Origin of the sequence: Salinicola salarius, assembly GCF_002179555.1 — a bacterium.
Classification (GTDB): Bacteria; Pseudomonadota; Gammaproteobacteria; order Pseudomonadales; family Halomonadaceae; genus Salinicola; species Salinicola salarius_A.
Genome location: NZ_NHOU01000106.1, coordinates 1 through 1,279, shown reverse-complemented (window position 1 = coordinate 1,279; position 1,279 = coordinate 1). Strand labels below are relative to the sequence as shown.

Annotated in this window: 1 protein-coding gene; it reads left to right on the top strand. The window is 61.0% G+C overall.

Annotation, left to right across the window (positions count from 1 at the left end):
* Positions 1–182: 182 nt before the first annotated feature.
* Positions 183–950, top strand: a complete 768-nt coding sequence (locus CCD76_RS19325) for a PFL_4669 family integrating conjugative element protein (RefSeq protein WP_087721108.1) — start codon at positions 183–185, stop codon at positions 948–950.
* Positions 951–1,279: the final 329 nt, after the last annotated feature.

Here is a 1,279-nt window from a genome sequence, read left to right as displayed (position 1 = left end):
GCCGAGCCGGAACCGCAGCCGATTTCGGCGGCAACGGAACAGGCGCGGGGGGAGATGTTCAAGCGCCTCGGACTGCGGCGCTAGAAACCCGTGAGATCGCGTTTAACGTTTCTGGTAGGGCGATGTTCATCGACCCCTGATGCTGGCATCCCATCCAGTGCATCGACGACTCAGGAGTAATTATGGCCAGCACTGAGCCCCGTGTAGGGCAGCTACGCAGCAAGATCGAGATGACCCTGCACACCTATCCGGCAGTGCTTGCCTGGCACGGGCGCGGAGTCGAGAGCGGAAAACCTCAGGTAGTCGGCCTCAAGCAGTTCCTGTCGCTTGCCGGTCGTGTTCATCAGGCAGCGGGCCGGGACGATCCCTATGCCGATAGCTGGCTGCTCATGCTCGAGGAGAAGGTCGACGAGACCCGACAGGCGCTGCAGCAGCTGGAAACTCGAGTCAGCAGTGTGCTCAAGCAGATCCCGGAAGGACTCGATGTCAGCCGCAACTTCAGCCAGCAACCGTTCGTGACGCCCGTATTCACCGGCGGGCAGATGGGCTGGCAGGCGGTCATGTTGCTGATGCAGTACGACAGCATCGTGCGCGATGTCCTGTTGGCGCATCACATTGGATTGCTGGGCAATAAGCAACGCGGCGCAATGATCCGTGATCAGGGCGGCCATGCCTTGCGCTCGCTGTGCTACGCCCCCGTCAAGTTCCCCGGGTTCAGTGGGGCAACGCGTGATGACTTCGCGGCCAACAACGCCAAGGCGCGGAACGCCCTCGAGAAATACGGTGAGCTGCCGCAGGACATTCTGGAAGGGAAGCGCCGCAGCGAGTTTGCGCCGACGATACGGCGTGAGGAAGCCTCACCGTCCGGCAGCGACCAGGAGCACAAGCTCGAAGGCGAGGATCTGGACGACGACCAGTTGCTGCCCCAGTCCAGAGCCTCGGAGGACTAAGGCTGTGAGTGATGCCACTGGCATCACTTCAGGAAGGGCCAGGTGGTGATGCCCCCGGCATTACTTCTCCAACGAGACCAGGCCGGGGTGATTCCACTGGAATCACTCCAACGAGACCGGGCCAGGGTGATTCCACTGGAATCACTCCAACGAGATCAGGCCGGGGTGATTCCACTGGAATCACTTCAACGAGAGCCAGGCCGGGGTGATTCCACTGGAATCACTTCAACGAGAGCCAGGCCGGGGTGATTCCACTGGAATCACTTCAACGAGAGTCAGGCCGGGGTGATTCCACTGTAATCACTTCAACGAGACCAGGCCGGGGTGAT